A 24,527-nucleotide genomic window follows, 5' to 3' on the forward strand; every position below is an offset into this window, starting at 1 on the left:
ACCACCGAACCCGATACTCCGGAAGCACCGCGCCAGTCGCCCCGCTTCCACCGCGCCACCGAAGGAGACCTGCATGGCTGCCAACGCCGAATTCCACTGGGCCGATCCCCTGCTGCTCGACCAGCAACTGACCGCCGACGAACGCGCCGTGCGTGACGCCTCCGCGGCGTACTGCCAGGACAAGCTGATGCCGCGCGTGCTGCAGTCGTTCCGCAACGAGAAGACCGACGTCGAGATCTTCCGCGAGATGGGCGAACTGGGCCTGCTCGGCCCGACCATCCCCGAGCAATACGGTGGCCCCGGCCTGAACTACGTCAGCTACGGCCTGATCGCCCGTGAAGTCGAGCGCGTCGATTCGGGCTACCGCTCGATGATGAGCGTGCAGTCGTCGCTGGTGATGGTGCCGATCTATGAATTCGGCACCGAAGCGCAGAAGCAGAAGTACCTGCCCAAGCTGGCCACCGGCGAGTGGATCGGCTGCTTTGGCCTGACCGAGCCGAACCACGGCTCCGACCCGGGCTCGATGGTCACCCGCGCCAAGAAGGTCGACGGCGGCTATGAGCTGACCGGCGCCAAGATGTGGATCACCAACTCGCCGATCGCCGACGTATTTGTGGTCTGGGCCAAGCTGCAAGGCGAAGACGGCAAGGAAGACATCCGCGGCTTTATCCTGGAGAAGGGCTGGAAGGGCCTGTCGGCACCGGCTATCCATGGCAAGGTCGGCCTGCGCACCTCGATCACCGGCGAAATCGTGCTGGACCAGGTGTTCGTGCCGGAAGAGAACATCATGCCGGGCGTAAAGGGCCTGAAGGGTCCGTTCACCTGCCTGAACTCGGCCCGCTACGGCATCGCCTGGGGCGCGCTGGGCGCCGCCGAATTCTGCTGGCATACCGCCCGCCAGTACACGCTGGACCGCAAGCAGTTCGGCCGTCCGCTGGCCCAGACGCAACTGGTCCAGAAGAAGCTGGCCGACATGCAGACCGAGATCACGCTGGGCCTGCAAGGCTGCCTGCGCCTGGGCCGCATGAAGGACGAAGGCACCGCCGCGGTGGAAATCACCTCGATCATGAAGCGCAACTCGTGCGGCAAGTCGCTGGACATCGCCCGCGTGGCGCGCGACATGCTGGGCGGCAACGGCATCTCGGACGAGTTCGGCGTGATCCGCCACGTGGTGAACCTGGAAGTGGTCAACACCTACGAAGGCACGCACGACATCCACGCGCTGATCCTGGGCCGCGCCCAGACCGGCCTCCAGGCATTCTTCTGAAGCCGGAACCAGGCCCTTACGGACAGGACTCCCGGAATGAAAAAGGCCCGGCTGCAAAACCGGGCCAAGCACACTACCAAGGAGACGACGAGGCTGCCCCGTCGATAAAACACCTGTTCTGGACGCCGGCCCCGCAACTTGCGGGGCCGCGTTCATTGGATCGTCATGCCTTGCCGGGTTGCGGCGTCAGCCGCAGGTATGGCCGCACGGCCGTATAGCCCTTCGGGAATTTCTCGCGGAGCACGGCCTCGTCCTTCAGCGAGGGCACGATCACCACGTCGTCGCCATCCTGCCAGTTGCCGGGCGTGGCCACGCTATGGTTGTCGGTCAGTTGCAGCGAATCGATGACGCGCAGGATCTCGTTGAAGTTGCGCCCCGTGCTGGCCGGGTAGGTGATGATCAGGCGCACCTTTTTCTTCGGATCGATGATGAACAGCGAACGCACCGTCAGGGTCTCGTTGGCGTTCGGATGGATCATGTCGTACAGCTGCGAAACCTTGCGGTCGCCGTCGGCCAGGATCGGGAAATTGACCGTGGTCGACTGGGTCTCGTTGATGTCGCGGATCCAGCCGTGGTGCGATTCCACGCCATCGACCGACAGCGCGATCGCCTTGACGCCGCGGCGCGCGAATTCGTCCTTCAGCTTTGCCGTCAGGCCCAGTTCGGTGGTGCACACCGGCGTGTAGTCGGCCGGGTGCGAGAACAGCACGCCCCAGCCGTCGCCGAGCCACTCATGGAAGCGGATGCGGCCTTCGCTCGAATCCTGCTCGAAGTCCGGGGCGATATCGCCGAGACGCAATGCCATGTTCAGATCTCCTGATTTCGAAGTGGAACCAGAGTATCCCGATTGATATCCAACCCAAACGAATATAAAGTCACTACAAAATCACTCGTAGTCATATAGACATTTTCTGACAGTCTTTTCGCGCGCTTTCGGGCATGCTGGCAATGGCCCCGCCGATACCGGCGTCGAGGCACGTGGCCTTGAAACCACCGCCGCCCGCCACATATGCTAAGTATCAGACAGACAATGCCGTTAGCCTCGGAGCGTAGAAAATGTCAGAATCCGCACAAACCGAACCAACCGCCCGCAAACAGGAGAAACTGATGAGCGATGTCAAGACCGTACTGTCCGACGCCGAGGAGCTGCTGAAGCAAGCCGCTTCGACCACCGGTGAAAAAGCCGCCGAACTGCGCGAGCGCGGCATGGGTCTGCTCAAGCAAGCCAAAGAAAAGGCCCAGGACCTGCAGGATGCCGTCGTGACCAAGAGCAAGGCAGCCGCTCGCGCCACCGACGACTACGTGCACGACCACCCGTGGCGCGCCGTGGGCGTGGCGGCCGGCGTGGGCCTGCTGATCGGTCTGCTGCTGAACCGCAAGTAAGCGGCTGAAGTCCCGGTGCGGCCCCAGGCGCCGCACCAGAGCGGCAACCTGCGCGAGGCACGGGTTGCCAGTGGCCCGGGGGCCCGCACAGCGGCGCCCGGCCCCGTCCGCAGAAAGGCACGCCCGGCCAGGCCGGCGTGCCGCTTTCACGCCGGAGCCGCCGAGCGAATCCATGAGCGAACCCACCCCCTCTCCCAAACTGCTGGAATCCGTGCGCAATCTCCTCAACTCGGTGGTTGCGATGGTCCAGACCCGCCTGGAGCTTGCCAGCGTCGAATTCGCCGAGGAACGCACGCGCCTGATGAAGGTCGCACTGCTGGCCTGCTTCGGGCTGGTGTTCTTCGGCATCGCGCTGGTCACCTTTACCGCGCTCGTCGCCATCCTGTTCTGGAACAGCTACGGCTGGCAGGCGCTGGGCGTGCTGGTGGTCGTCTACCTGCTGCTGTGCGCCGGCTGCCTGGCGTACGCGCGCAACCTGGTGCGCAACGCCCCGCCGATGTTCGAGGCCACGCTCGCCGAAATCGACAAAGACCGGGAGATCCTGCGCCGATGACCACCCTGGAACCCGACGAAGGCGCGACCGAGCGCAACCGCCGCGAGCACGCGCGGCCCGTCCGCTTCACGCAGGAAGTCCGTTTACCGCTCGACGTGCGCAAGGAGTTGCTGCTCACGCGCGCGGCGCTGGAACGCCACGACTGCTTGCAGGCACTGCACCAGGTACGCGGCGGCGCGCGCCGGCTGGGCAGCATTGCCAGCTGGCTGCCGCGTATCGCGCGGCCCGGCTCGTGGATGAAGGTGGCGGGCATCACCAAGGAATATCCGCTGCTGAGCACCGCCGTCACGCTGGCGCTGCCGCTGCTGCGGCGCACGCCGGTGCTGCGCTGGACCTGGAAGCTGTCCAAGGTCGGCCTGGCGGCCGGCGCGGCGTACTGGGCCTACAACACCTGGCGTGAGGCCAAGCAGCAGGCCATCCCTCCTGCCACCGCACCTACCCCCGCACCTGCCTCCGTGCCGGACACCGGCGCGGCCGCCACGCCGGGCGCGCCTCCCACCGACACCGGCTTCCGCGACCCGCTCGTTCCCTGAGCCTCGCGTTTGCGCTCAGGCCGTCCGCGCCGCCGCGGACGGCACCATCGCGGCCAGGCCGGATGGGGCGAACCGCTGCGGCGGGCCGATATGGAATCCCTGCACCAGGTCGACGCCGAGCTCGCGCAACCGCCCCAGCATGGCCTCGCTCTCGACGAATTCGGCGATGGTCTTCTTGCCCATGGCATGGCCGATGCGCTGGATCACCTCCACCATCACCAGGTTGACCGGGTCGGCCAGCATCTCGCGCACGAAGCTGCCGTCGATCTTCAGGTACGCCGCCGGCAAGTGTTTGAGGTACGCGAACGACGACATGCCTGCGCCGAAATCGTCCAATGCGAAACTGCAGCCGAGCTGCTGCAATTGCTGGATGAATGATCCCGCCTGCGCGAGGTTGGCGATCGCCGCCGTTTCCGTGATCTCGAAGCAGATGGCCAGCGTATCGCTGCGGCGCAGCTGGCTGCCCATGACCTCGGCCATCTGGCGGATCAGCTCGTCGCCGGCCGCGTGGCCGCAGGTGTCGTTGCCACCTTGAACTGGTCGAGGTCCAGGTACATCAGCGTATGGGAGACGCCTTGCGCATGCGCCCGCGTGATCGCGGCGTCGACGCGGCGCTCGAACTCGGCGCGGTTGACCAGCCCGGTCAGGCTGTCGTGGCGGGCCTCGTACGCCAGCCGCGCGGCATGCGCGCGCTCCTGGCTGATATCGTGCAGCACCACCACCACGCCAATGGCGTGCGCGGCGCGGTCGCGGATCAGCGCCACCGAGGGCTTGCCGCCAGCGCCGGTCCGGAATGCCCCAATGCGGCGCGCTGCACCAGCTGTGCCGCCTGGTTGCACCAGCGCTGCCTGAGCGCGAGCGTGACGAGATCGGGCAGCGGCGCCAGGCTGTCTTCCTCGCGCAGCACGCACACCTTGCCCAGCGGCTGCCCGAGGGCCTCGGCCTCGTGCCAGCCGGTCAGCGCCTCGGCGGCGGGATTGAGCGACTGCACGCGGCCCCATACGTCGGTGGTCACCACCGCGTCGCCGATTGCCTGCAGCGTGACCTGGGCCCGCTCCTTTTCCGCAAACAACTGCGCCTCGTAGCAGATGATGCGCAGCACGTGTGCGCTGGCCGGTAACGACTCACCCGCTTGCCGCATATGGAATCCTGCCGGGTGCTGGCCCGGCTTGGTTCATCCTGTGTCCCCGCCGCTCATTGTCGTGTGGATAAGACAACAAGTCTCTAACTCGATCTGGTTAAACCAATGGTGTCGCCGGGTTTTTGCGCTGGACTCTGCGCACCGACGGCTGCGGCGGCATGGCGAGCTGGAGGATGCGTTTTGCGCCCCGAAAACGACAAAGGCCTACGCAATGCGCAGGCCTTTGTGGTCATCGAATGCTGGTGGGTCGTGCGTGACTCGAACACGCGACCAACGGATTAAAAGTCCGCTGCTCTACCGACTGAGCTAACGACCCGAAAAAACAGAACCGCGATTATAGTGAGGCAGATTACAAACTGTCAAGCGTTCGCGATTCAAACCATGCGTTCCAGCCGCCACATCTGGTAGCGGAACGCCAGCACCGCACCCAGAAGGATCCCGGCCAGCGCGATAAAAGACCCGATTGCCAGCGTCGACACCCCCGACAGCCCCTGCCCCACCGTGCAGCCCAGCGCAGTCACGCCGCCCGCGCCCATCAGAATGCCGCCGACCATATGGTTGGCCACGTCTTCGGCATTGCCGAAGCCTTCCCAGCGGAACGTGCGCGTGGCCAGTGCATAGACCGCCGCGCCGGCGATCACGCCGAACACGCTGACGATGCCGATGGTCAGCACCTTGCTCTTGTCGCTGAACATCATCAGCCAGTCGAGCGTATAGGCGTAAGGCGCGACGAAGCTCAGGCTTTCCATGCGGCCAGAGTTGGTCGACACAAACAGTTCTTCGAGCGTATTCGGATCCTCGGCGACGTAGCCCAGTTGGCCGGACACGTACCACATTGCCACGATGATCAGGCCGACGCCGATGCCGCCGAGCAGGTTGTCAAACGAGCGGAAGCCGCGGCCCGCCAGCGCCCACACCACCAGCACGCCGCCCAGCAGCAGCCCGAGCCCAAGCTGCAGCGCGCCGCGCGCCACGCCTGTGCCCTGCGCCAGCACCGACGGCAGGTCCTGCGTGGTCGGCAGCGTGAGCGCCACCGCGTCGACGGTATTGACGCGCACCACGCCGAACAGGCCGCGCAGCGTCATGTACGCCGACAGCCCAAGGAACACGAACACCACCAGCGACTTGAGGTTGCCCGCGCCGATGCGCACCAGCGTTTTGCTGCCGCAGCCCGATGCCAGCACCATGCCGAAGCCGAACATCAGCCCGCCCGCCAGCGCCGACAGCCAGCCCAGCTTGCTGGCGGCATAGATGGTCTTGGTCGGATCAACCGCGCCGGTCCAGGCCAGCACGCCGGTGCCGATCATGGCCACGCCGATCGCCAGGCCCCACATGCGCGCGCGGGTCCAGTCGCCCATGTTGACCACGTCGGAGACCGCGCCCATGGTGCAGAAGTGCGTGCGCTGCAGCACCGCGCCGAACAGGAAGGTCAGGACGAACGTGCTCAGCAGCACGGTGCGCGAGAGCGCGGCAAGGTCGATTTCAGGCATGTCGTTGGGAGGGGACGGCTTCTGGCGGCGTTCGGGTCGGAATGTTCAGGTGGCGCCCTGGTAGCGGGTCGGGTCGGGCACGCCGGCGGCCTCGAAGCCGGCGCGGCGAATGCGGCACGAGTCGCACACGCCGCAGGCGCGGCCGTCGTCGTCGGCCTGGTAGCACGACACCGTCAGGCTGTAGTCGACGCCCAGGCCGATGCCGGCGCGGATGATCTCGGCCTTGGTCATGTCGATGATGGGTGCGTGCACGCGGAAGCGGTCGCCCTCGACGCCCGCCTTGGTGGCAAGGTTGGCCAGGGTTTCGTAGGCGGCGACGTACTCGGGCCGGCAATCGGGATAGCCGGAGTAGTCCACCGCATTGGCGCCGAAGAACAGGTCGCGCCCGCCCACGGCCTCGGCCCAGCCGAGCGCCAGCGACAGCATGATGGTATTGCGCGCCGGCACATAGGTGACGGGGATGCCGCCGGTGGCGCCGTCGGTCGGCACTTCCAGCGCGTCGTCGGTCAGCGCCGAACCGCCGAAGCGGCGCAGGTCGAGGTCGACGATTTCGTGGCGGGTAGCGCCCAGCGCCGCGGCCACGCGCTTCGCGGCCTCCAGCTCGGAAGAATGGCGCTGGCCATAGCGCATCGACAGCGCATAGGTCTCGAAACCCTGGGCGCGGGCCATGGCAAGTACGGTGGCGGAGTCGAGTCCGCCGGAAAGCAGGACGATGGCGCGTTTGGTCATGGTGCGGGGGCGCACCGGGGGCGGCGCGCAAGAACATTCAGGCGAATCGCATATTCTAGCGCGACAAACGAAAAAGGCCCGCCAGAGCGAACCTTGGCGAGCCTTGCAGCAGCGGTCGGCGCGCCGCCGACGACGCTTACTTGAGCGTCTTCAGCCGGTTGTTCGCCGCCTGCGCGCCTTCGGTGCCCGGGTACTTTGCCACCACCTGCTCCAGCGTCTTGCGCGCGGCCGCCTTCTGGCCGGACTCGAGCTGGTTGTTGGCAATGGCGATCATCGCGTCCGGCACCTTGGGGTGCGTCGGGTTGGCGTTGACCATGTTCTGCAGCACGAAGGTGGACCCCTTGTAGTCGCGCTGCGCATACAGCGAGTTACCGAGCCAGTACTGCGCCAGCGGCAGGTACGGGCTCTGCGGGTACTTCTTCACGAACGCCGAGAACGAATTCCCGGCGCTCTTGAAGTCGCCCGCCTGGAACTGCTTGAGCGCGGCATCGTATTCGGGCTTTTCGCCCGGCTGCGACACGCCTTCGCGGCCCTCGACCGTGACCTGTTGCGGCTCGAATTTCTTCAGGCGCGCATCGAGGTCGGCGTAGTAGTCCTTCTGCTGCTTCTGCAGCGTGTCCACCGTGTTCTGCAGCACTTCATTCTGGCCGCGCAGCCGCGCCACTTCCTGGCGCATGCCCTCGAGCTGGTTCTGCATCTCGAGCGTGGTGCGGCTGTTCTGCTCGATGCGCTGCGTGGCGGTCGCCTGGAAACCGTTGAACTGGTCGCGCAGGCCGATGACCGCCTTGCGTGCCTCGTCATCGTCGAACACACCGGCATGCGCCTGCGCGAGCGGGAGCATGCCGCCGCCGGCGACGGCGGCAAGCCACAACAGGGTGGAAACGCGTGCTTTCATGGAGGGTCAGTCCGCAGATCAGTAGTTGATGTCCGCGCGGCGGTTTTCCGCCCACGAGGCTTCATCGTGGCCGCTGGCCTTGGGCTTTTCCTTGCCCAGGCTCACGGCTTCCATCTGGCCGTCGGGTACGCCCATCGAGGCCAGCGAACGGCGCACGGCTTCCGCGCGCTTCTGGCCCAGCGCCAGGTTGTACTCGCTGGTGCCACGCTCGTCGGTGTTGCCCTGGATCAGGATCTTGCGGCCCTTGTTGCTGCCCAGGTACTTGGCGTGCTCGGTCAGCATGCCCTGGTAGTCGGACTTGACCGTGTAGCTGTCGAAGTCGAAGTACACGCTGCGCTTGGCCAGCGGGCTGTTCGGGTCGTTCAGCGGATCGGCGGCGGTCACCGGCGTGACGGCGCGCGGGTCCGCCCCCGTGCCGGCCTTGCCGGCGCCGTTGGCGGTGTCGTCCAGCTTGACGCCGGAGCTGCAGGCGCCCAGGGCCAGCAGTGCAGCGACGGCAAGGGTTTTGGTCATCAGTTGAGGCATGGTGAATGACTCCTGTTATTGCATGAAAGGACCCCAGGACGGCTCGCGAACATCGCCGGACTGGAGGGACAGAACCTGCCGGGTACGCCCGTCAGTGGACACCGCCGCCAGCACCGCGCGACCGCCCACACGGGTGGCATAGAGAATGTACTTGCCGTTGGCGGCGAAGCTCGGGGCCTCATCGTTGGCCGTATCCGTCAGCGACGTCACGTCGCCGTTGCTCAGGTCCTGCAGTTGCAGCTTGAAGCCGCCCGCGCGCGAGATGTACGCCAGGTACTTGCCGTCCGGCGAGATGCGCGGGCTTACGTTGTAGCTGCCCTTGAAGGTGACACGCTGCGCCGCGCCGGCCTCTTCGCCGCCCGCGGGCATGCGATAGACCTGCGGCGCACCGCCGCGGTCGCTGGTGAAGTAGATGCTGCGGCCGTCGGGCGAGTACTGCGGCTCGGTGTCGATGGCGCTGCTGCGCGACAGGCGGCGGATGCCTGAACCGTCGGCGTTCACCTGGTAGATCTGGGTATTGCCGTCGCGCGACAGCGCCAGTGCCAGGCGCTGGCCGTCAGGCGACCACGACGGCGCGCTGTTGTTGCCCTTCTGGTTCGATACCAGCGTGCGCTTGCCGCTGGCCAGGTCGTGCACGTACACCACCGGCTTCTTGGCTTCGAACGAGACATAGGCCACGCGGCGGCCGTCCGGCGACCACGACGGCGAGATGATCGGCTCGTTGCTGGTCAGCGCCACCTGCGAGTTCTGGCCGTCCGAGTCCGAGATCAGCAGCTGGTACTTGCCGCCCACCTTGGACACGTACGACAGGCGCGTGGCAAACACGCCGCGCTCGCCCAGCAGCTTCTCGTAGATGTAGTCGGCGATCTTGTGCGCGGTCACGCGCAGCTGGCCCTGGTTGACCGTGAAGGCCAGCCCGCCCAGGCTCTGGCCCTTGACCGTGTCGTACAGGCGGAAACGCACCTCGTACTGGCCACCCGCGGCGGGGGTCACGCTGCCGGCCACGAAGGCGTCGGCGCCGCGCGACTTCCAGCTGCCCAGGTCGACATTGGCGGATTCCGCGACCGTGGCGCCGCCGGGGTCGACATTGCGCAGGCGGCCGCTGCGCGCCAGGTCGGCGCGGATGATCGCGGTCAGGTTCTGCGGGGCCTGGGCCTCGCCCTGGAAATTGGCGGTGGCAACCGGGATCTGGCTCGAGCCAACCCCGGAGATCTCAACGTTAAGCTGCGCGTGCGCGGCGCCGGCCGCCACGGTCAGTGCCGCGGCCAGCCACGCCATCAGCGCGCGGCGTCCCGCCCGGCGGGCGGCTCGTTGGTTTGCATGGTGCCGCCTCTCGGACAGCCAGTTGGGGGCCCAAAGCTTTCGCATGCTGCTCCTCAGTCGATTTCAAGATTCGTCGGGCACGGCAGGAATCAGGCAGACGGCAACACGGGCAGGACCGCGCATGGCGCATCCCCGTTGTGCGTGCGGTCTGCACACTGCCGGCTGCGTCAGGCAACCTGCCATCGTAGCGATGGGACTGAAAGCCGGCGATGAAGTTTGCATTATGTTGCAAATCATGGCGCACCGGTCACTCAGTCCTTCGGCCGGAAGGTGATGGTAAAGCTGGACGGCGCCTTGCCGTCCTCGTCGCGCGGCAGCGGATCGGAACGTTCGACCGCGCGCAGCACGGCATTGTCCCATGACGAATTGCCGCTGGACTTGGACAGCCGCGCCGACATCAGCGAGCCATCCGGCGCCAGCCGCACCGATACCACCGCGCTGGGGTTGCCTGGTACGTCTTCGGTGAACACGATGTTGGGCTTCACCCGGCGGCGCACGCGGTCGGCATAGCCCGGCGAGGCCTTGCCGCCGCCGCCGGCGCCCGCGCCGGTCGTGCTGCCAACGCCACCACCGCCGGCGCCGCCGCCGGCCAGCGCCTGCAGGCGCGCCAGTTCGCTCTTGCGCTGTGCATTGGCGGCCGCCTCGGACTGTGCCTTGGCCTTGGCATCGGCCTGTGCCTTGGCCTTCGCCTCGGCCTGGGCTTTCGCCTTGGCGTCCGCCTGGGCCCTGGCCTTGGCGTCGGCGGCTTCCTTGCGCTCGCGCTCGGCCTGTTCCTTGCGATCCTGCTCCTGCTGCGCGGCCTTTTTCTTCGCGTCTTCCTTGCGCTGCGCTTCCTTGCGCTCAGCCTCCTTGCGCTCGGCTTCCTTGCGCGCCGCGTCCTTGCGAGCTTCTTCCTTCCGCGCTTCTTCCTTCCGGGCTTCTTCCTTGCGCGCCGCTTCCTTGCGTTCGGCCTCCTTGCGGGCCGTTTCCTTGCGCTCGGCTTCCTCGCGCGCTGCGGCCTCGGCCTGCCGCTTCTTCTTCTCGAGCGCGATGTCGGCGTCTTCCTCGACCTTGCTCTTCACCTGCGGCGCCGGCGGTGCCGGCACCGGGCGCGGCTGCACCACCGGCTCGGGCTCAGGTTCGCGCGGCGGCGGTGGCGGCGCGGTGGCGGCGGGAACCTCTTCCCACAGCTCGGCCTCGGCGCCGACCGGCGTGCTGCTCTGCCAGTGCACGCCGTAATACAGCACGATGCCCAGCAGCAGGTGCATGACGAGCGCGAGCACGAAGGAACGCATGGTTCCCCGCTCTTTCACCGGCTGGTAGGGATAGGCGGCGACGGTATTCATCGGGCGCAACGGCAATCGCAATGGCTGTCAGTCGGGCGCATCAATGCGGCTTCAATACGGGTTCAACGCGGGTTCAACGCGTCAGGAAGTCTTGGACTTGACCATCAGGCCCACGCGCTTGATGCCGTCGGCCTTCAGGACCGACATGACATCGAGCACGGCTTCGTACTTCACCGAACGGTCGGCGGCGATCACCACCGGCTGGTCCGGGTTCTCGTTCTGGCGCTGGTGCACGAAATCGAGCAGGCCCTGCTTGTCGAGCTTGCGCTCGAAGGCATTGCCGGCGTTGTCCTTGCCGCGCGCGGTCAGGTCGCCGTTCTCGTGCACGGTGACGACGATCGGCGGCGCCTTCTGCTGCGGCGTGGCGTTGGCCACGGTGGGCAGGTCCACGGTGGCGGGGCTCACGATCGGCGCTGCCACCATGAAGATGACCAGCAGCACGAGCATGACGTCGATATAGGGCACGACGTTGATGTCGGCGCTTGCCCGGCGGCGCGAACCGCCGCGGCGCTGAATGGCTGCCATTGCAGGACTCCTTGAAACGACGGGAGCCCGGGCCGCTCACCCGGACTCCCCGTCTTGGATTCGGTTAGCGCGCCTGCCGTTGCAGGATGTTCAGGAACTCTTCCATGAAGCTTTCGAAACGGATCGCCAGGCGGTCGATTTCGGTGGCATAGCGGTTATACGCGATCACCGCCGGGATCGCCGCGAACAGGCCGATCGCGGTGGCCACCAGCGCTTCGGCAATGCCGGGGGCCACCGATGCCAGCGTGGCCTGCTGCACATTCGACAGGCCGCGGAATGCGTTCATGATCCCCCACACGGTGCCGAACAGGCCGATATACGGGCTGACCGAGCCCACCGAGGCCAGGAACGGCAGGTGCGACTCGAGCACGTCCATCTCGCGCTGGTAGGCGGCACGCATGGCGCGGCGGGCCGCGTCGAGCAGCGCGCCGGAATCGTTGCCGCGCTCGCGCGCCTTCAGGAACTCGCCCATGCCGGATTCAAAGATCCGCTCGAGCGCGCCGGTGTTGTGGCGGTTATTGACGGCACTGTTATAGAGCGCCTGCAGGTCGCCGCCGGCCCAGAAGTCGCGCTCGAACCCTTCGGTCTGGGTGCGCGCCGAGCGCAACGCCAGGTGCTTGCGGAAGATATAGGTCCACGAAAACAGCGACATGACGAGCAACAGCGCCATGACGGCCTGTGCCAGCAGGCTGGCGTGGAGCACCAGCGTTACGATCGACATGTCTTGCGTGACGGTCACGGGATTCATCGGGCGGACTTGATGGTAGCTAGGACGGGGGCGGGAATCGGGGCGGGACGAAAAGTGCTTCGATCAACACATCCGACGCGGATGGCGCCGGATGCAAGCATCAGCTCGTCACGCCAGGCTTCCTGCGTGAACTGGACCGAGGCCGGGCCGACCCGGTCGATGCGCGTGCGGATCTCGAGCTGGTCATCGAGGCGGGCGGGCGCATTGTAGTCCACCGCCGTGCTACGGACGATGAAGACCACGCCGGCCTCATCGGCCAGCGCCTGCTGCTCGATACCGAGCGAACGCAGCCACTCGGTGCGGGCCCGTTCGAAGAACTTGAGGTAGTTGGCGTAGAACACTACGCCGCCCGCGTCGGTGTCTTCCCAGTACACCCGCAGGGTCCAGACAAAGTTTGTCATGGCCGCGATTGTAACGGAGAGCGAACGCGGTTTCGTGTAAACCCGCAGTACGAGTTTGCAACAGCAAGTTGCTGGCCAGCCCTTGACCAGCCTTGGCTGGCGGGTTGACGGCTTGCGGCGGGCGCACTCTACGCGCTACACTGCGCGCAACCATTCCATCTTGCGCGACTGGCGAAGTCAGTGGGCACTACCACGAGGAAGCGCAAGTTCTCTGGCGTGTTGTTTCACACGCCTGCCGCTCGCCTGGGCAGCGAATGGGAAGCAGGGTGCGCCCTGCGCCGACGGCTGCAAAGTGCCGCCGGCGCCGGTCGCCGCTAGCCTTCCCCGCGCGCCCTAACCGATGCCCCCGATGCTTGAATCGGATTCCCTTTTTTCAGACGAGTCTCGCCATGTTCGAACGCAGCCGTTTCACGATCGACCAGATCGACCCTGAGGTCTTTGCCGCCATCCAGAAGGAAAACCAGCGCCAGGAAGACCACATCGAGCTGATCGCCTCCGAAAACTACACCTCGCCGGCCGTGATGGCCGCGCAGGGTTCGCAACTGACCAACAAGTATGCCGAGGGCTATCCCGGCAAGCGCTACTACGGTGGCTGCGAGTTTGTCGACATGGTCGAGCAGCTGGCCATCGACCGCGTCAAGCAGCTGTTCGGCGCCGAGGCCGCCAACGTGCAGCCCAACTCGGGCTCGCAGGCCAACCAGGGCGTGTACTTCGCCATGCTCAAGCCGGGCGACACCATCATGGGCATGAGCCTGGCCGAAGGCGGCCACCTTACCCACGGCATGGCGCTCAACATGAGCGGCAAGTGGTTCAACGTGGTCAGCTACGGCCTGAACGCCCAGGAAGACATCGACTACGACGCGCTGGAAAAGCTCGCGCAAGAGAAGAAGCCCAAGCTGATCATCGCCGGCGCCTCGGCCTTCGCGCTGCGCATCGACTTCGAGCGCATCAGCAAGGTCGCCAAGTCGATCGGTGCCTACTTCATGGTCGACATGGCCCACTACGCTGGCCTGATCGCCGCAGGCGTCTACCCGAACCCGGTGCCGCACGCCGACTTCGTCACCACCACCACGCACAAGAGCCTGCGCGGCCCGCGCGGCGGCGTGATCCTGATGAAGGCCGAGCATGAGAAGGCCATCAACTCGGCGATCTTCCCCGGCATCCAGGGCGGCCCGCTGATGCACGTGATCGCCGGCAAGGCGGTGGCGTTCAAGGAAGCACTGACCCCCGAGTTCAAGGAATACCAGCAGCAAGTGGTGAAGAACGCCGCCGTGCTGGCCGAGACCCTGATCGCGCGCGGCCTGCGAATTGTCTCCGGCCGCACCGAAAGCCACGTGATGCTGGTCGACCTGCGCGCCAAGCACATCACCGGCAAGGACGCCGAACGCATCCTGGGCGAGGCGCACATCACCGTCAACAAGAACGCCATCCCGAACGATCCGGAAAAGCCGTTCGTGACCTCAGGCGTGCGCCTGGGCTCGCCGGCCATGACCACGCGCGGCTTCAAGGAAGAAGAAGCCCGCATCGTCGGCAACCTGATCGCCGACGTGCTGGAGAACCCGCACGACGCCGCCAACATCGCCAGCGTGCGCGAGCAGGTGGCTGCCCTGACCAAGCGTTTCCCGGTCTACGGCTGATGCTTCCAGGCCACCCGCGAGGGTGGCCGGCAGCCCCGCAAGCCGCGCCCTGCCACACGCAGGCGGTCCGGCTTGCGGGCCTCGCCAACCCGCCCGCCTGCGCAGGACATCCATGCGGAACAGGCGACGGAATTCAACTGAAGGTGGTCCGGCATGAAATGCCCCTTTTGCGGTCATTCCAATACCCAGGTGCTCGACACGCGCATGTCGGAAGACGGCGATGCCGTGCGCCGGCGCCGGCGCTGCGAGTCCTGCGACCGCCGCTTCACCACCTATGAGCGGATCGAGCTGTTCTTTCCCGCCATCGTCAAGAAAAACGGTTCGCGCGTCGACTACGCGCGCGCCAAGCTGAAGGATTCGATGCGCCTGGCGCTGCGCAAGCGCCCGGTCTCGGCCGAGGCCATCGATGAAGCCATCACCCGCATCGAGGAAAGACTGCTGTCGCTGGGCGAGAAGGAAATCCCCAGCAGCCAGGTCGGCGAGCTGGTGATGCGCGAGCTGCGCAAGCTCGACAAGATCGCGTATATCCGGTTTGCGTCGGTGTACCGGAGTTTCGAGGATGTTTCCGAATTCTCCGATGTGCTCGCCGAAGTGACCGCGGGCAACAGCAAGCGCTGAGCGCCCTGCCCCATCGTCAACGTTCCCAGCAGTCTTGCAGCACTTAGCCGTTCGCCGTCAGCGAACTGGCCACCAGCGAGATGTTGTAGCGCACCCGGTTGCCGTCGCGCGGCGAGGTGCGCAACGCTGCCGGCAAGGCAAACGCCGCCCCGGCCGTATCCTGGTCATCGCGCCCGTTGACCGAGCGGAAGCGCTCCAGCTGCTGCGCCGCCTCGGTCATCATGCCGCGCGCATCGGTGCGGTAGCCGCGCCGCACATGCTCGGTGCAGTTGGGGATGGCGATCGCGGCGAGGATGCCGAGGATCGATACCGCGACCATCAGCCCGATCAGCGTCATGCCGCCCATGGTCCGCACGCGGCGGCTACGGAACCCAGATATTGCCCTTTTCCATCACGCTGATGACATCGCCCGTGGTCGCGCTGGCGACCGGTTCATCGCGGTCTTACCAAATTTTGCGCATTCATATCAGGCGTCTACAAAGCGCACGGCAGCGGCGGGATACGGTAGAGGTCCCGAAATGCCCTGACGCCGCGCGCCATGCACCATCTCTTCGCCCTGCCCTGCCGCCTGCTTCGTTGCCTGCTTCGTTGTCTTCCTCGTTGCCTGCCTCCACGTGGCGCCATCCGCGGATACATCCTGTTCGAATCGCTCTGCGGGCTGGCGATCTTCACCGCCGGCCTGGCATCGCTCGCAATCCTGGGGCCGACGGGACTCGGCTGGCAGCGAGCGCTGGATCAGGCTAGCCATGACACGCGCAGGACGGCAGAGTCGGCCGAACTGGCGCCATGGCCGGCCGGACTGCCTCTGAACCGTGCCGGCGCGGGGCTGCCATGAGAGCGCTTCCGATACGAGCGCTTCCGATGCGCCGCCATGGCCAGGGCTTTTCGCTGACCGAAGCCATGGTCGGCCTGGCGCTCGGGCTCATTGTCGCCGCCGTCGCCACGGCGGCGTGGCAGGTGGCACTGTCCGCCTACCGCAGCGCGGCGGAGCGCGTACTGCTGGAAGAACGCGGCCAGCGCGCGCTCGCCATCCTGAGCGCGCTGCTGCGCCAGGCCGGCTGGCATGCCGGCACACTCGACGCGTCGGCGCCGCCCGCCGTCAGCGGTGCCGACGACTGCGGGCAGCCGGGCATCGCCGAAGTGCCGACGTGCACCCGCCACGGCGTCGCGAACAGCGATGTGCTGCTGGTGCGGTTCAGCGGCCAGGGCCAGCCCGGCGATCCGAGCCAGCCTGACGAGACGATGATCGATTGCAGCGGGTATCCGCTGGCGGCACGGATGGCGGGGGCCGAAGGCGCCACGGGTTTTGTCGCGGCGAACATGCTCTATATAGCCGCCGCCACGGACGGCGAGCCGCAACTGCTGTGCCGCTATCCGTCCCGCCGCAATGGCCAGGTCGACGGACAGGGCTGGACTTCGGGGGCACTGGTCCGTGGCGTCGCCTCGCTGCAACTGCGCTTCGGGGTGGACATGGATGGCGACCGTCAGCCAGATGCGTTCCTGCCAGCGGCACGGGTCCAGGCCATGGGGGCGCACGCATGGCAGCGCGTACTGGCGGTGCAGATCGCGCTTGCGCTGCAGGGCGAGCAGCGCGGCGCTGCCCGTGACGCTGCCGTGAGCGCGCGCGCTGACGATGCCCTGGCCGACCTGCAGGCAGCGCCGGTCGACACGCACCGCGCCAACCGGCGCGTGTTCGCCACGACGGTCCGCCTGCGCAACGCCCTGCGCTGCGAGGAGACACTATGCTGAGGCCGCACGCGATGACGCAGGCCGGCGGCATCACGCTGCTGTTCGCGGCGACGATGCTGCTGCTGGTCGCCGCCACCGCGGCGGCCATGCTGCAAATGCTTTTGGCAGGCCGGCAACTGGCGGCCGCCGGCCGCGATCGCGAGATCGCGTTCCGGGCAGCAGAAGCCGCCCTGCTCGAGGCGGAGGCGGAACTGCTCGCCGCCGCCGGTGGCAGTGACGACCGCTTCGGCCAGTGGCCCGCCGCGGGCGAATGCGGTCGCGGCGCGCAGGCGGCGCTGTGCAACACTGCGCACGCGCGCACGCCGGTATGGCAGCCGTGGCTGCATGGCCTGGCTACGGACCTTGCGATTGGCGTGCCGGCAAGCGGCGTTGCCATCGTGCCGGAAGCCTTTGCAGGTTCTTTTACGGCGCCGCGTTACGTTGCCGAGCTGCTCGACGACGGCCCCATGCCTGACGAAGGCCGGCCGGCCTTGCCGCGGCTGCGCATCACCGCCGTCGGCTTCGGCCGCTCGCCCGCGGTACGGGCCGTCGTGCAGAGCATCGTGCAGCCATGAACCTACGCGCCGCCCTTATGCTTGCCTGCGTGCTCGCGCTGCTGCCTGTCCTGGCGGTTGCGGCCGGCAACGACAGCACTGCCGGCCAGCTCCCGCTCGCTTACCAGATCGAACCCGGCGCAAAATCCTGGACTGGCCGGTTGCGCGCAGTCGGCTGGCAAGCGTCGCTCGTCGGCACCGACGATCGCCAGCCACTGTCGGGCCTGTGGGAAGCGGGTGCCTTGCTGGATGCCAGGCAACTCCCATCGCGCAGGATCTACACCTCGCTCCCGGCGTCCATGCTCCAGCCGGAGCGGCTGGTGGCGCTCCAATGGCCCGACCTGGACGATGCCACGCGCGAGCGACTCGACGTCCAGCAACTGGCCTGGCTGCGCGGCGACAATGCCAATCCCGCGCTGCGCCCGCGCGAGACGCGGCTGGCCAGCGCGCGCGGCGCGCGCGTGCTGGTGGTCGCGCCGCCGGCGTGGCAGCCGGGACAGCCTGGCCATGCTCCCTTCCGCGTGCGCCATGCACAGCGGCCGCACATGGCATGGCTCGGCACCGTCGATGGCCAGCTGCACGGCTTCGATGCCCTCACCGGCGAGGAGCGTGCCGTCTACCTGCCGCGCACGTTGCTGCCGCTTGCCGCCGCCATGGCCGAGTCCAGGGCCCCGGTCGCGCCCAATCCCTGCCCCCGCCCCGAAAGCACCGACGCCGTCGTCGGCGGTGCCTGGCGCACGCTGCTGCTGTGCGCGTTCCGCGGCGGGCCGGAGGACATTGCCGGGGTGTTTGCACTAGACATCACCGAACCAGACGCCGCGCTGCCATTGCGGTTGCTGTGGGAACAGGCGGCCACGCCGGCCTTGCCGCTTGCCGGCATCGGGCCGGTTCGCGTGGCCGCGCTAAGCGACAGCCAGGCGCCGCGCTGGCATGCCATCGCACTGCTGGCACCACCGGCGGAGCCCGGGCTTGCGCTGCTGCCGCTCGACACGCCAGCGGCGCCATGGCGCATGCTGCGCGTGGCCGGGCAAGGCTGCGACGGCAAGCCATCGGCGGCCGCGCTGCGCGCCGTGACCGTGGCAAAGGCGTTCGACGGCACTGCGCTGGCTGCGTACGCCACCGATGCCGACGGCCAGCTGTGGCGTTTTGCGCTGGGCGATGTCCTGCGGCAGCAGCCTGCGCCGCCGGCCACCTGCCTGTATCGCCTGCGCGGCGGGGTCGACCTTGCCGAGCCGGCCCCGCCGGTGGTGCTGGGCACGCCGGCGCAACCGCTGGTGGTCTATGCGGCCGGCAACGAACTGGCCGCCGTAGCCGATGGCACCCATGCCGCCAGCCAGCCCGCCAGCATCGAAGTGCGCGCACAAGGCGCCGGCTTTGTCCTCCAGGCCGCACCGGGCCAGAGGCCGTCGGCGCAAACGGTTGGCTGGCACCTCGTCCTGCCCGATGCCGACGAACAGATCGAGCGCGTCAGCCTGGCCTCGCCGGGCTACCTCGTCGTCGTGACACGGCTGCCGGACGGCAGGCAGCGGAGCTACCTCGTGCTGGGTGCCACTGGCGAGTCAGTCGGCCGCAAGACGGACGGCGCGCCGGTGCTTCCCTTTGTCACCGGGCAAGTCAGCGAAGGCCCGCCGATCTTCACCCGTGAAACCCTGCCGGGGATGACACCCCAGGCCGGCAGTGCCGGCCGCGAGGTCCACGCGCTGGCGCTATGGGCAGTGGAGAACGGTGTGGCAACGCGCCTTGCACACGTGGTGGCAAGCCGTCGCACCGGCCGGCTGGCATGGCGCGAACTGGCGGGTCCGGCCAAGGAGACGGCACCATGAGTCCGCGCGGCTTTTCCCTGATCGAGCTCATGGCCGTAGTGGTGATCGCCGCGCTGCTGGCTTCGCTTGCCGTGCCCGCCTGGCACGAGCATCTCCGGCGCGGCTGGCGCGCCCAGGCACGCGCCGAACTGGCCTCTGCCTTGCTGGAGCTGGAACGGCACGCCGCGGGAGCCATGAGCTTCGCCACGCAGCCCGGAGGCGACACCGTGGCCGGCGACTGGCCGCGCCCGGTGCCGGCAACCGGCCAGGCACGGCATGTCATTTCGGCAGCGCCCTGCCCGGCGGCGAGCCTGGACACCTGCGTCGAACTGCGCGCCACGCCGCGCCAGCCCGACCGGCAGTGCGGCGTCCTGATCCTGCGCAGCACCGGCCAGTGGCTGTCCTGGCCGGAGAACGCGGACCGGCCAGGCCCGTTGCCGGCAGAGTGCTGAGATGCCACGCGTTCCTCGCTGCGCCGGCGTGAGCCTGGCCGAGCTGCTGGCCTGCCTCGCCATCCTGGCGGTGCTGGCCGCCACGGCCTGGCCATCCTTCAGCGCACTGCTGGCGCGCCAGGCGGTGGACCAGGCCGCCGACCGGCTTGCCGCGTCGCTGGCGCTGGCGCGCTCCACTGCGATGGCGCGCCGCATCGAAGTGACGCTACAGCCTCTGGACGGACAGCCCGGCCTCGACCACGGCTGGCAACTGCTGGCCGGACCCGGCCCGGCTACGACGCCGCTGGCGGTGGTCGAGCCCGCCGCGTCCTGCCTGCGCGTGGCGCTGCGGCAGACCGGCCGCGACAGCCATACGGTGCGATTCACAGCTGTGGGATACTCTCGGTCTGAACAAGGCGGCTTCCAGGCCGCCACCTTCGCGCTCAGCTGCCGCGGCGCGCAGCGCCAGGTGCGCCTTGGCGCCCAGGGCCGCATCCGGCTCTGCACGCCGGGCCGCGACAACGATTGCGACGCAGCGGACGGGCCCGAGCCGCTGTAACCCTGGAACCCCGGACAGACTCTCCTCCCATCCACAGCAAACCGGCCACGAGCTACAGGCGCCATGTTTTCCGATACCGACCACGCCGCCATGCAACAGGCCCTCGCGCTCGCCGCGCGGGGCATGTTCACCACCACGCCCAATCCGCGCGTCGGCTGCGTGCTGGTCAAGGACGGCCAGGTCATCGGCCAGGGTTACACCCAGCCGGCCGGACAGGACCATGCCGAGATCCAGGCGATAAAAGACGCGCTGTCGCGCGGGCTGGATCCGGACGGCGCCACCGCCTACGTCACGCTCGAGCCGTGCAGCCACTTCGGCCGCACGCCGCCATGCGCCGATGCGCTGGTGCGCGCCGGCGTGGCGCGGGTGGTAGCGGCAATGGAAGACCCCAACCCCTCGGTCTCCGGACGCGGCCTGCAGCGCCTGCGCGATGCCGGCATCGACGTCCGCTGCGGCCTGCTGGAAAAGGAAGCGCGCGATCTCAACATCGGTTTCGTGTCGCGCATGACGCGCGGGCTGCCGTGGGTGCGGGTCAAGGTGGCGGCGTCGATGGACGGCGGCACCGCGCTGCATGACGGCACCAGCCAGTGGATCACCGGCCAGGCGGCCCGCGACGACGGCCATGCCTGGCGCGCGCGCGCCTGCGCGATCCTGACCGGCATCGGCACGGTCCGCGACGACGACCCGGCGCTGACCGTGCGCGCGCTCGCCACCCCACGCCAGCCGCAGCGGGTGTTGGTTGACTCGCGGCTGGAAGTGCCGCTCGACGCAAAGATCCTGGCGCCGGACGCCGGCGAGTTCGCCAAGCCGGTGCTGGTGTTCTGCGCGGTGGAAGACCGCGAACGCCAGCGGGCGCTGGAAGCACGCGGGGCCGAAGTGGTGGTCCTGCCCAACCCGCACGGAAAGGTCGAGCTGCCCCGGATGCTGCAGGAGCTGGGCCGGCGCGGCATCAATGAATTGCACGTCGAAGCGGGCTTCAAGCTCAATGGCTCGCTGGTGCGCGAACACTGCGCCGACGAGCTGCTGATCTACCTGGCGCCCAAGCTGCTTGGCGACGCGCAGGGCATGTTCAACCTGCCGCCGCTGGCGCGGCTGCAGGATGCCGCGCAGTTCCGCTGGCATGAAATCCGGCAGATCGGCGACGACCTGCGGCTGATCGCGCGCCGCAACGACGCCTGAGCATGATCGCCTAATCGCCTAATCGCCCAATCCCAGATTGACCAAGACAGAAGACACCACCATGTTCACAGGCATTGTCGCGGCCGTCGGCCGCATCGAAACCGTAACCCCGCTGGGTGCCGCCGATGCCGGCGTGCGCCTGCATGTCGCCGCCGGCGGCCTGGACCTGTCCGATGTGATCGTCGGCGACAGCATCGCGATCCAGGGCGCCTGCATGACGGTGATCGCCATGGGCGAGGACAGCTTCGACGTCGAGGTCTCGCGCGAGTCGCTCGACAAGACCGTCGGCCTGGAGAGCGCCGGCCGCGTCAACCTGGAGAAGGCGCTGCGGCTGGCCGATCGCCTCGGCGGCCACCTGGTCTCCGGGCACGTCGACGGACTGGGCGAAGTGTTGCATTTCGCGCCCGTCGGCGAATCGCATGAACTGCGCATCCGCGCGCCGCGCGAGCTGGCCCGCTACCTGGCCTACAAGGGCTCGGTGGTGGTCAACGGCGTCTCGCTGACGGTCAACCGCGTCAGCGACGAAGCCGACGGCTGCGTGTTCTCGATCAACCTGATCCCGCACACGGTCGAGGTGACCACGCTGCAGGAGCTCAAGCCCGGCGCCCGCGTGAACCTGGAAATCGACCTGATCGCGCGCTACGTGGAGCGGATGCTGTCGGCCGCTGACACCGGCAAGTAGGCCCGTGCCGCCGCCGCACTTTCCCGCGGCGCGGCCGCCCGCACCGCCTGCCTTGGCGTACAATACCCGGCTTGACTGGGCATCCTGCCGGGCGTATATGCCCTGGCGGGCCAGGCCCGACGCCCCGCCTCAGTCCGGCCGCCTCCCGACGCGGCCACCGTTCCCGTCCGCCTTATTCGCGGCATTTCGCTCGTTTCGCCTCAATTTGCCGTCCTGCACGCCATGACAATCGCCCGTACCGAAGACATCATTGCCGACATCCGTGCCGGCCGCATGGTCATCCTTGTTGACGAGGAAGACCGCGAGAATGAAGGCGACCTGGTGCTGGCTGCCGACTTCGTCACTCCCGAGGCGATCAACTTCATGGCCAAGCACGGCCGCGGCCTGATCTGCCTGACGCTGACCGCCGAGCGCTGCCGCCAGCTGGACCTGCACCCGATGGTCACCCGCAACGGCACCCAGCATGGCACCAACTTCACGGTGTCGATCGAGGCCGCCGAAGGCGTGACCACCGGCATCTCGGCCGCCGACCGTGCCCGCACCGTGCAGGCCGCGGTGGCCCGCGACGCCAGGCCGGCCGACCTGGTCCAGCCCGGCCATATCTTCCCGCTGACGGCCCAGCCCGGCGGCGTGCTGATCCGCGCCGGCCATACCGAGGCCGGTTGCGACCTGGGCGCCCTGGCCGGCCTGACGCCCGCCGCCGTGATCTGCGAGATCATGAAGGACGACGGCACCATGGCGCGCCTGCCCGACCTGATCGAATTCGCCCGGGAACACGACCTGAAGATCGGCACCATTGCCGACCTGATCCACTACCGCAGCCGCACCGAGAGCATCATCGAGCGCGTCGGCGAACGCGACATGCAGACGCCGTACGGCACCTTCCGCAGCATCGCCTACCGCGACAAGCCGACCGGCCAGGCCCACCTGGCACTGGTGCGCGGCGCGCCGACGCCGGACAAGGAAACGCTGGTGCGCGTGCACGAGCCCTTCTCCGTGCTGGACTTGCTGGAAGTGAAGTCGACCACGCATTCGTGGAGCATCCCGGCGGCGATGCAGGCCATCGACCAGGCCGACAGCGGCGTGATCGTGCTGCTGAACTGCGGCGACACCGTCGAGCAGCTGTTCACGCAGTTCACCGCACTCGACGCACCGCAGACCCGCCCCCGCCGCAAGCCGGACCTGCGCACCTACGGCATGGGCGCGCAGATCCTGAAGGATGTCGGCGTCGGCAAGATGCGCGTGCTGGCCGCCCGGCAGCGCATGCCCAGCATGACCGGCTTCGACCTGGAAGTGACCGGCTACCAGCCCATGAACGGCCAGGCCGACTGAGCCTTCCCGGACTAAGCTTCCCCTGAGCCTCCCCCAATACACCCCGGCCGCGGCGCCAAGCCGCCGCGGCCGCCCCGAAAAACTGGAGAACTTGAACAATGGATCACGGCTTCTACCCCAGCAACCTCGACGGTGAAGGCCTGCGTATCGGCATCGTGCAGGCGCGCTTCAACGAGCCGGTCTGCGCCGAGCTGCTCGAAGCCTGCGTGGCCGAGCTGGAAAAGCTCGGCGTCGAAGGCGAGGACACCCTGGTGGTGACCGTCCCCGGCGCGCTGGAAGTGCCGCTGGCACTGCAGAAGATGGCCGAGAGCGGCCAGTTCGACGCGCTGGTCGCGCTCGGCGCCGTGGTGCGCGGCGAGACCTACCACTTCGAGCTGGTCTCGAACGAATCCGGCGCCGGCATCACCCGCGTCGGCCTGGATTTCAACGTGCCGGTCGCCAACGGCATCCTGACCGTCGACACTGACGAGCAGGCCCATGCCCGCACCCGCGAAAAGGGCCGCGACTGCGCCCGCGCCGCGGTGGAGATGGCCAACCTGGTCGATGCGCTGGACTCGCTGCGCGGCCAGGAAGACGATGAGGACGATGATGAGTAATACGTCCAACGCCCCCGAGAACGCGGGCGGCAATGACGCCGGCAAGCCCGCCGGCAACAAGCCCGCGGCCCGCACCGAAGCCAAGGCACCGCCCAAGAGCGCGCGCCGCCGCTCGCGCGAGCTGGCGCTGCAGGGCCTGTACCAATGGCTGCTGAACCGCAACGACATCGGCGCGATCCAGGCCCACCTGCACGACGCCCAGGGCTTCAACAAGGCCGACCGCGAGCACTTCGACGCGCTGCTCAACGGCACCGTGCGTGAAGAGGCCCGCCTGACCGCCGCGTTCGAGCCGTTCCTGGACCGCACCGTGGACGAGCTGTCGCCGGTGGAGCGCGCCGCGCTGCTGGTCGGCAGCTACGAGCTGGTGCACTGCCTCGACATCCCATACAAGGTCGTGATCAACGAAGCGGTCGAGCTGACCAAGACCTTTGGCGGCGTCGAAGGCTACAAGTACGTCAACGGCGTGCTGGACAAGCTCGCCGCCCAGGTGCGCGCGGCCGAGGTCGCGGCGCGCCGTTGAGCGGTCATCCGGCTGGCGCTTGCGCCGGCACCAGGACCTGACGAAACACCC

Annotated in this window: 27 protein-coding genes, 1 tRNA gene, 1 pseudogene and 1 riboswitch; of the genes and pseudogenes, 16 read left to right on the forward strand and 13 right to left on the reverse strand. The window is 67.8% G+C overall.

Going from position 1 to position 24,527, the window contains the following annotated elements; translation table 11 throughout:
* The first annotated feature begins 73 nt into the window (after positions 1–73).
* Positions 74–1,267 (forward strand): acyl-CoA dehydrogenase, encoded by a 1,194-nt coding sequence (locus E1J61_RS01435; RefSeq protein ID WP_063240480.1) that lies wholly within the window; start codon positions 74–76, stop codon positions 1,265–1,267.
* Between the two features lie 163 nt (positions 1,268–1,430).
* Here E1J61_RS01435 and E1J61_RS01440 read toward each other — a convergent pair whose 3' ends face one another.
* Positions 1,431–2,072: a peroxiredoxin gene (locus E1J61_RS01440; RefSeq protein ID WP_133092413.1), complete on the reverse strand. Its 642-nt coding sequence runs from the start codon at positions 2,070–2,072 to the stop codon at positions 1,431–1,433.
* Between the two features lie 251 nt (positions 2,073–2,323).
* Between E1J61_RS01440 and E1J61_RS01445 the strand changes: the two genes are divergently transcribed.
* From E1J61_RS01445 to E1J61_RS01455, 3 genes are all read left to right on the forward strand, one after another.
* On the forward strand, positions 2,324–2,650 hold the full coding sequence (locus tag E1J61_RS01445) for a YqjD family protein (protein WP_010813729.1): 327 nt from the start codon (positions 2,324–2,326) through the stop codon (positions 2,648–2,650).
* A 172-nt stretch (positions 2,651–2,822) separates the two neighbouring features.
* Positions 2,823–3,203 carry a phage holin family protein gene (locus E1J61_RS01450; protein ID WP_133092414.1) on the forward strand — a complete coding sequence of 127 codons (381 nt, stop codon included), beginning with the start codon at positions 2,823–2,825 and terminating at the stop codon, positions 3,201–3,203.
* Positions 3,200–3,736: a DUF3318 domain-containing protein gene (locus tag E1J61_RS01455; protein ID WP_133092415.1), complete on the forward strand. Its 537-nt coding sequence runs from the start codon at positions 3,200–3,202 to the stop codon at positions 3,734–3,736. The genes E1J61_RS01450 and E1J61_RS01455 overlap by 4 nt, the downstream gene beginning before the upstream one ends.
* Positions 3,737–3,751: 15 nt before the next feature.
* On the opposite strand, the pseudogene E1J61_RS01460 reads toward E1J61_RS01455, so the two are convergent.
* The 11 genes and pseudogenes from E1J61_RS01460 to ybgC all read right to left on the reverse strand — a co-directional run.
* Positions 3,752–4,874 (reverse strand): annotated as a pseudogene (locus tag E1J61_RS01460) (EAL domain-containing protein); the annotation flags it as partial.
* A 243-nt stretch (positions 4,875–5,117) separates the two neighbouring features.
* Positions 5,118–5,193 (reverse strand) — tRNA-Lys (locus tag E1J61_RS01465).
* 58 nt (positions 5,194–5,251) lie between these two features.
* The gene (locus E1J61_RS01470) at positions 5,252–6,367 is read right to left on the reverse strand and encodes a YeeE/YedE family protein (protein ID WP_133092416.1); all 1,116 of its coding nucleotides are present in this window, start codon (positions 6,365–6,367) and stop codon (positions 5,252–5,254) included.
* A 45-nt stretch (positions 6,368–6,412) separates the two neighbouring features.
* Positions 6,413–7,096 (reverse strand): 7-cyano-7-deazaguanine synthase QueC, encoded by a 684-nt coding sequence (gene queC, locus E1J61_RS01475; protein WP_133092417.1) that lies wholly within the window; start codon positions 7,094–7,096, stop codon positions 6,413–6,415.
* Positions 7,097–7,232: 136 nt separating this feature from the next.
* A complete protein-coding gene (gene ybgF / locus E1J61_RS01480; RefSeq protein ID WP_133092418.1) occupies positions 7,233–7,991 on the reverse strand; it encodes a tol-pal system protein YbgF in 759 nt (252 codons plus the stop codon).
* A gap of 18 nt (positions 7,992–8,009) precedes the next feature.
* Positions 8,010–8,516 carry a peptidoglycan-associated lipoprotein Pal gene (gene pal, locus E1J61_RS01485; protein WP_133092419.1) on the reverse strand — a complete coding sequence of 169 codons (507 nt, stop codon included), beginning with the start codon at positions 8,514–8,516 and terminating at the stop codon, positions 8,010–8,012.
* Positions 8,517–8,531: 15 nt separating this feature from the next.
* On the reverse strand, positions 8,532–9,884 hold the full coding sequence (tolB, locus tag E1J61_RS01490) for a Tol-Pal system beta propeller repeat protein TolB (RefSeq protein ID WP_133092420.1): 1,353 nt from the start codon (positions 9,882–9,884) through the stop codon (positions 8,532–8,534).
* A gap of 206 nt (positions 9,885–10,090) precedes the next feature.
* Positions 10,091–11,164 (reverse strand): cell envelope integrity protein TolA, encoded by a 1,074-nt coding sequence (tolA, locus tag E1J61_RS01495; RefSeq protein ID WP_133092421.1) that lies wholly within the window; start codon positions 11,162–11,164, stop codon positions 10,091–10,093.
* 81 nt (positions 11,165–11,245) lie between these two features.
* Positions 11,246–11,689: a protein TolR gene (tolR, locus tag E1J61_RS01500; RefSeq protein WP_029045462.1), complete on the reverse strand. Its 444-nt coding sequence runs from the start codon at positions 11,687–11,689 to the stop codon at positions 11,246–11,248.
* Between the two features lie 64 nt (positions 11,690–11,753).
* Entirely contained in the window at positions 11,754–12,437 is a 684-nt protein-coding gene (tolQ, locus tag E1J61_RS01505) for a protein TolQ (protein WP_195427295.1), read from the reverse strand.
* Positions 12,434–12,838 carry a tol-pal system-associated acyl-CoA thioesterase gene (gene ybgC, locus E1J61_RS01510; protein ID WP_029045460.1) on the reverse strand — a complete coding sequence of 135 codons (405 nt, stop codon included), beginning with the start codon at positions 12,836–12,838 and terminating at the stop codon, positions 12,434–12,436. Before ybgC ends, tolQ begins: the two co-directional genes overlap by 4 nt.
* Before the next feature lie 154 nt (positions 12,839–12,992).
* A riboswitch (ZMP/ZTP riboswitch) is annotated at positions 12,993–13,094 on the forward strand.
* A gap of 133 nt (positions 13,095–13,227) precedes the next feature.
* Between ybgC and glyA the strand changes: the two genes are divergently transcribed.
* Positions 13,228–14,475: a serine hydroxymethyltransferase gene (gene glyA, locus E1J61_RS01515; RefSeq protein WP_133092422.1), complete on the forward strand. Its 1,248-nt coding sequence runs from the start codon at positions 13,228–13,230 to the stop codon at positions 14,473–14,475.
* Positions 14,476–14,628: 153 nt separating this feature from the next.
* Positions 14,629–15,093 carry a transcriptional regulator NrdR gene (gene nrdR / locus E1J61_RS01520; protein ID WP_133092423.1) on the forward strand — a complete coding sequence of 155 codons (465 nt, stop codon included), beginning with the start codon at positions 14,629–14,631 and terminating at the stop codon, positions 15,091–15,093.
* A 43-nt stretch (positions 15,094–15,136) separates the two neighbouring features.
* Here the strand turns inward: nrdR and E1J61_RS01525 are convergent, their stop codons facing one another.
* The gene (locus E1J61_RS01525; RefSeq protein WP_165971401.1) at positions 15,137–15,430 is read right to left on the reverse strand and encodes a type IV pilin protein; all 294 of its coding nucleotides are present in this window, start codon (positions 15,428–15,430) and stop codon (positions 15,137–15,139) included.
* 524 nt (positions 15,431–15,954) lie between these two features.
* On the opposite strand from E1J61_RS01525, the gene E1J61_RS01530 reads away from it, so the two are divergent.
* From E1J61_RS01530 to nusB, 10 genes are all read left to right on the forward strand, one after another.
* The gene (locus E1J61_RS01530; RefSeq protein WP_133092425.1) at positions 15,955–16,842 is read left to right on the forward strand and encodes a PilW family protein; all 888 of its coding nucleotides are present in this window, start codon (positions 15,955–15,957) and stop codon (positions 16,840–16,842) included.
* 11 nt (positions 16,843–16,853) lie between these two features.
* Positions 16,854–17,396, forward strand: a complete 543-nt coding sequence (locus tag E1J61_RS01535) for a pilus assembly protein (RefSeq protein ID WP_133092426.1) — start codon at positions 16,854–16,856, stop codon at positions 17,394–17,396.
* Positions 17,393–19,198: a PilC/PilY family type IV pilus protein gene (locus E1J61_RS01540; RefSeq protein WP_133092427.1), complete on the forward strand. Its 1,806-nt coding sequence runs from the start codon at positions 17,393–17,395 to the stop codon at positions 19,196–19,198. The genes E1J61_RS01535 and E1J61_RS01540 overlap by 4 nt, the downstream gene beginning before the upstream one ends.
* Positions 19,195–19,629 (forward strand): type IV pilin protein, encoded by a 435-nt coding sequence (locus E1J61_RS01545; RefSeq protein WP_133092428.1) that lies wholly within the window; start codon positions 19,195–19,197, stop codon positions 19,627–19,629. Before E1J61_RS01540 ends, E1J61_RS01545 begins: the two co-directional genes overlap by 4 nt.
* Before the next feature lies 1 nt (position 19,630).
* Positions 19,631–20,167, forward strand: a complete 537-nt coding sequence (locus E1J61_RS01550) for a GspH/FimT family pseudopilin (RefSeq protein WP_133092429.1) — start codon at positions 19,631–19,633, stop codon at positions 20,165–20,167.
* Between the two features lie 63 nt (positions 20,168–20,230).
* On the forward strand, positions 20,231–21,346 hold the full coding sequence (gene ribD, locus E1J61_RS01555) for a bifunctional diaminohydroxyphosphoribosylaminopyrimidine deaminase/5-amino-6-(5-phosphoribosylamino)uracil reductase RibD (protein ID WP_133092430.1): 1,116 nt from the start codon (positions 20,231–20,233) through the stop codon (positions 21,344–21,346).
* Between the two features lie 61 nt (positions 21,347–21,407).
* Positions 21,408–22,028: a riboflavin synthase gene (locus E1J61_RS01560; RefSeq protein WP_133092431.1), complete on the forward strand. Its 621-nt coding sequence runs from the start codon at positions 21,408–21,410 to the stop codon at positions 22,026–22,028.
* 222 nt (positions 22,029–22,250) lie between these two features.
* Entirely contained in the window at positions 22,251–23,360 is a 1,110-nt protein-coding gene (gene ribBA / locus E1J61_RS01565; RefSeq protein ID WP_133092432.1) for a bifunctional 3,4-dihydroxy-2-butanone-4-phosphate synthase/GTP cyclohydrolase II, read from the forward strand.
* Positions 23,361–23,458: 98 nt separating this feature from the next.
* Positions 23,459–23,956, forward strand: a complete 498-nt coding sequence (gene ribH / locus E1J61_RS01570; RefSeq protein ID WP_029045447.1) for a 6,7-dimethyl-8-ribityllumazine synthase — start codon at positions 23,459–23,461, stop codon at positions 23,954–23,956.
* Positions 23,949–24,476, forward strand: coding sequence for a transcription antitermination factor NusB (gene nusB / locus E1J61_RS01575; RefSeq protein ID WP_133092509.1), 528 nt, complete (start codon positions 23,949–23,951; stop codon positions 24,474–24,476). Before ribH ends, nusB begins: the two co-directional genes overlap by 8 nt.
* Positions 24,477–24,527 lie beyond the last annotated feature (51 nt).

The sequence above is a fragment of the Cupriavidus sp. L7L genome, from assembly GCF_004353535.1.
Classification (GTDB): Bacteria; Pseudomonadota; Gammaproteobacteria; order Burkholderiales; family Burkholderiaceae; genus Cupriavidus; species Cupriavidus oxalaticus_A.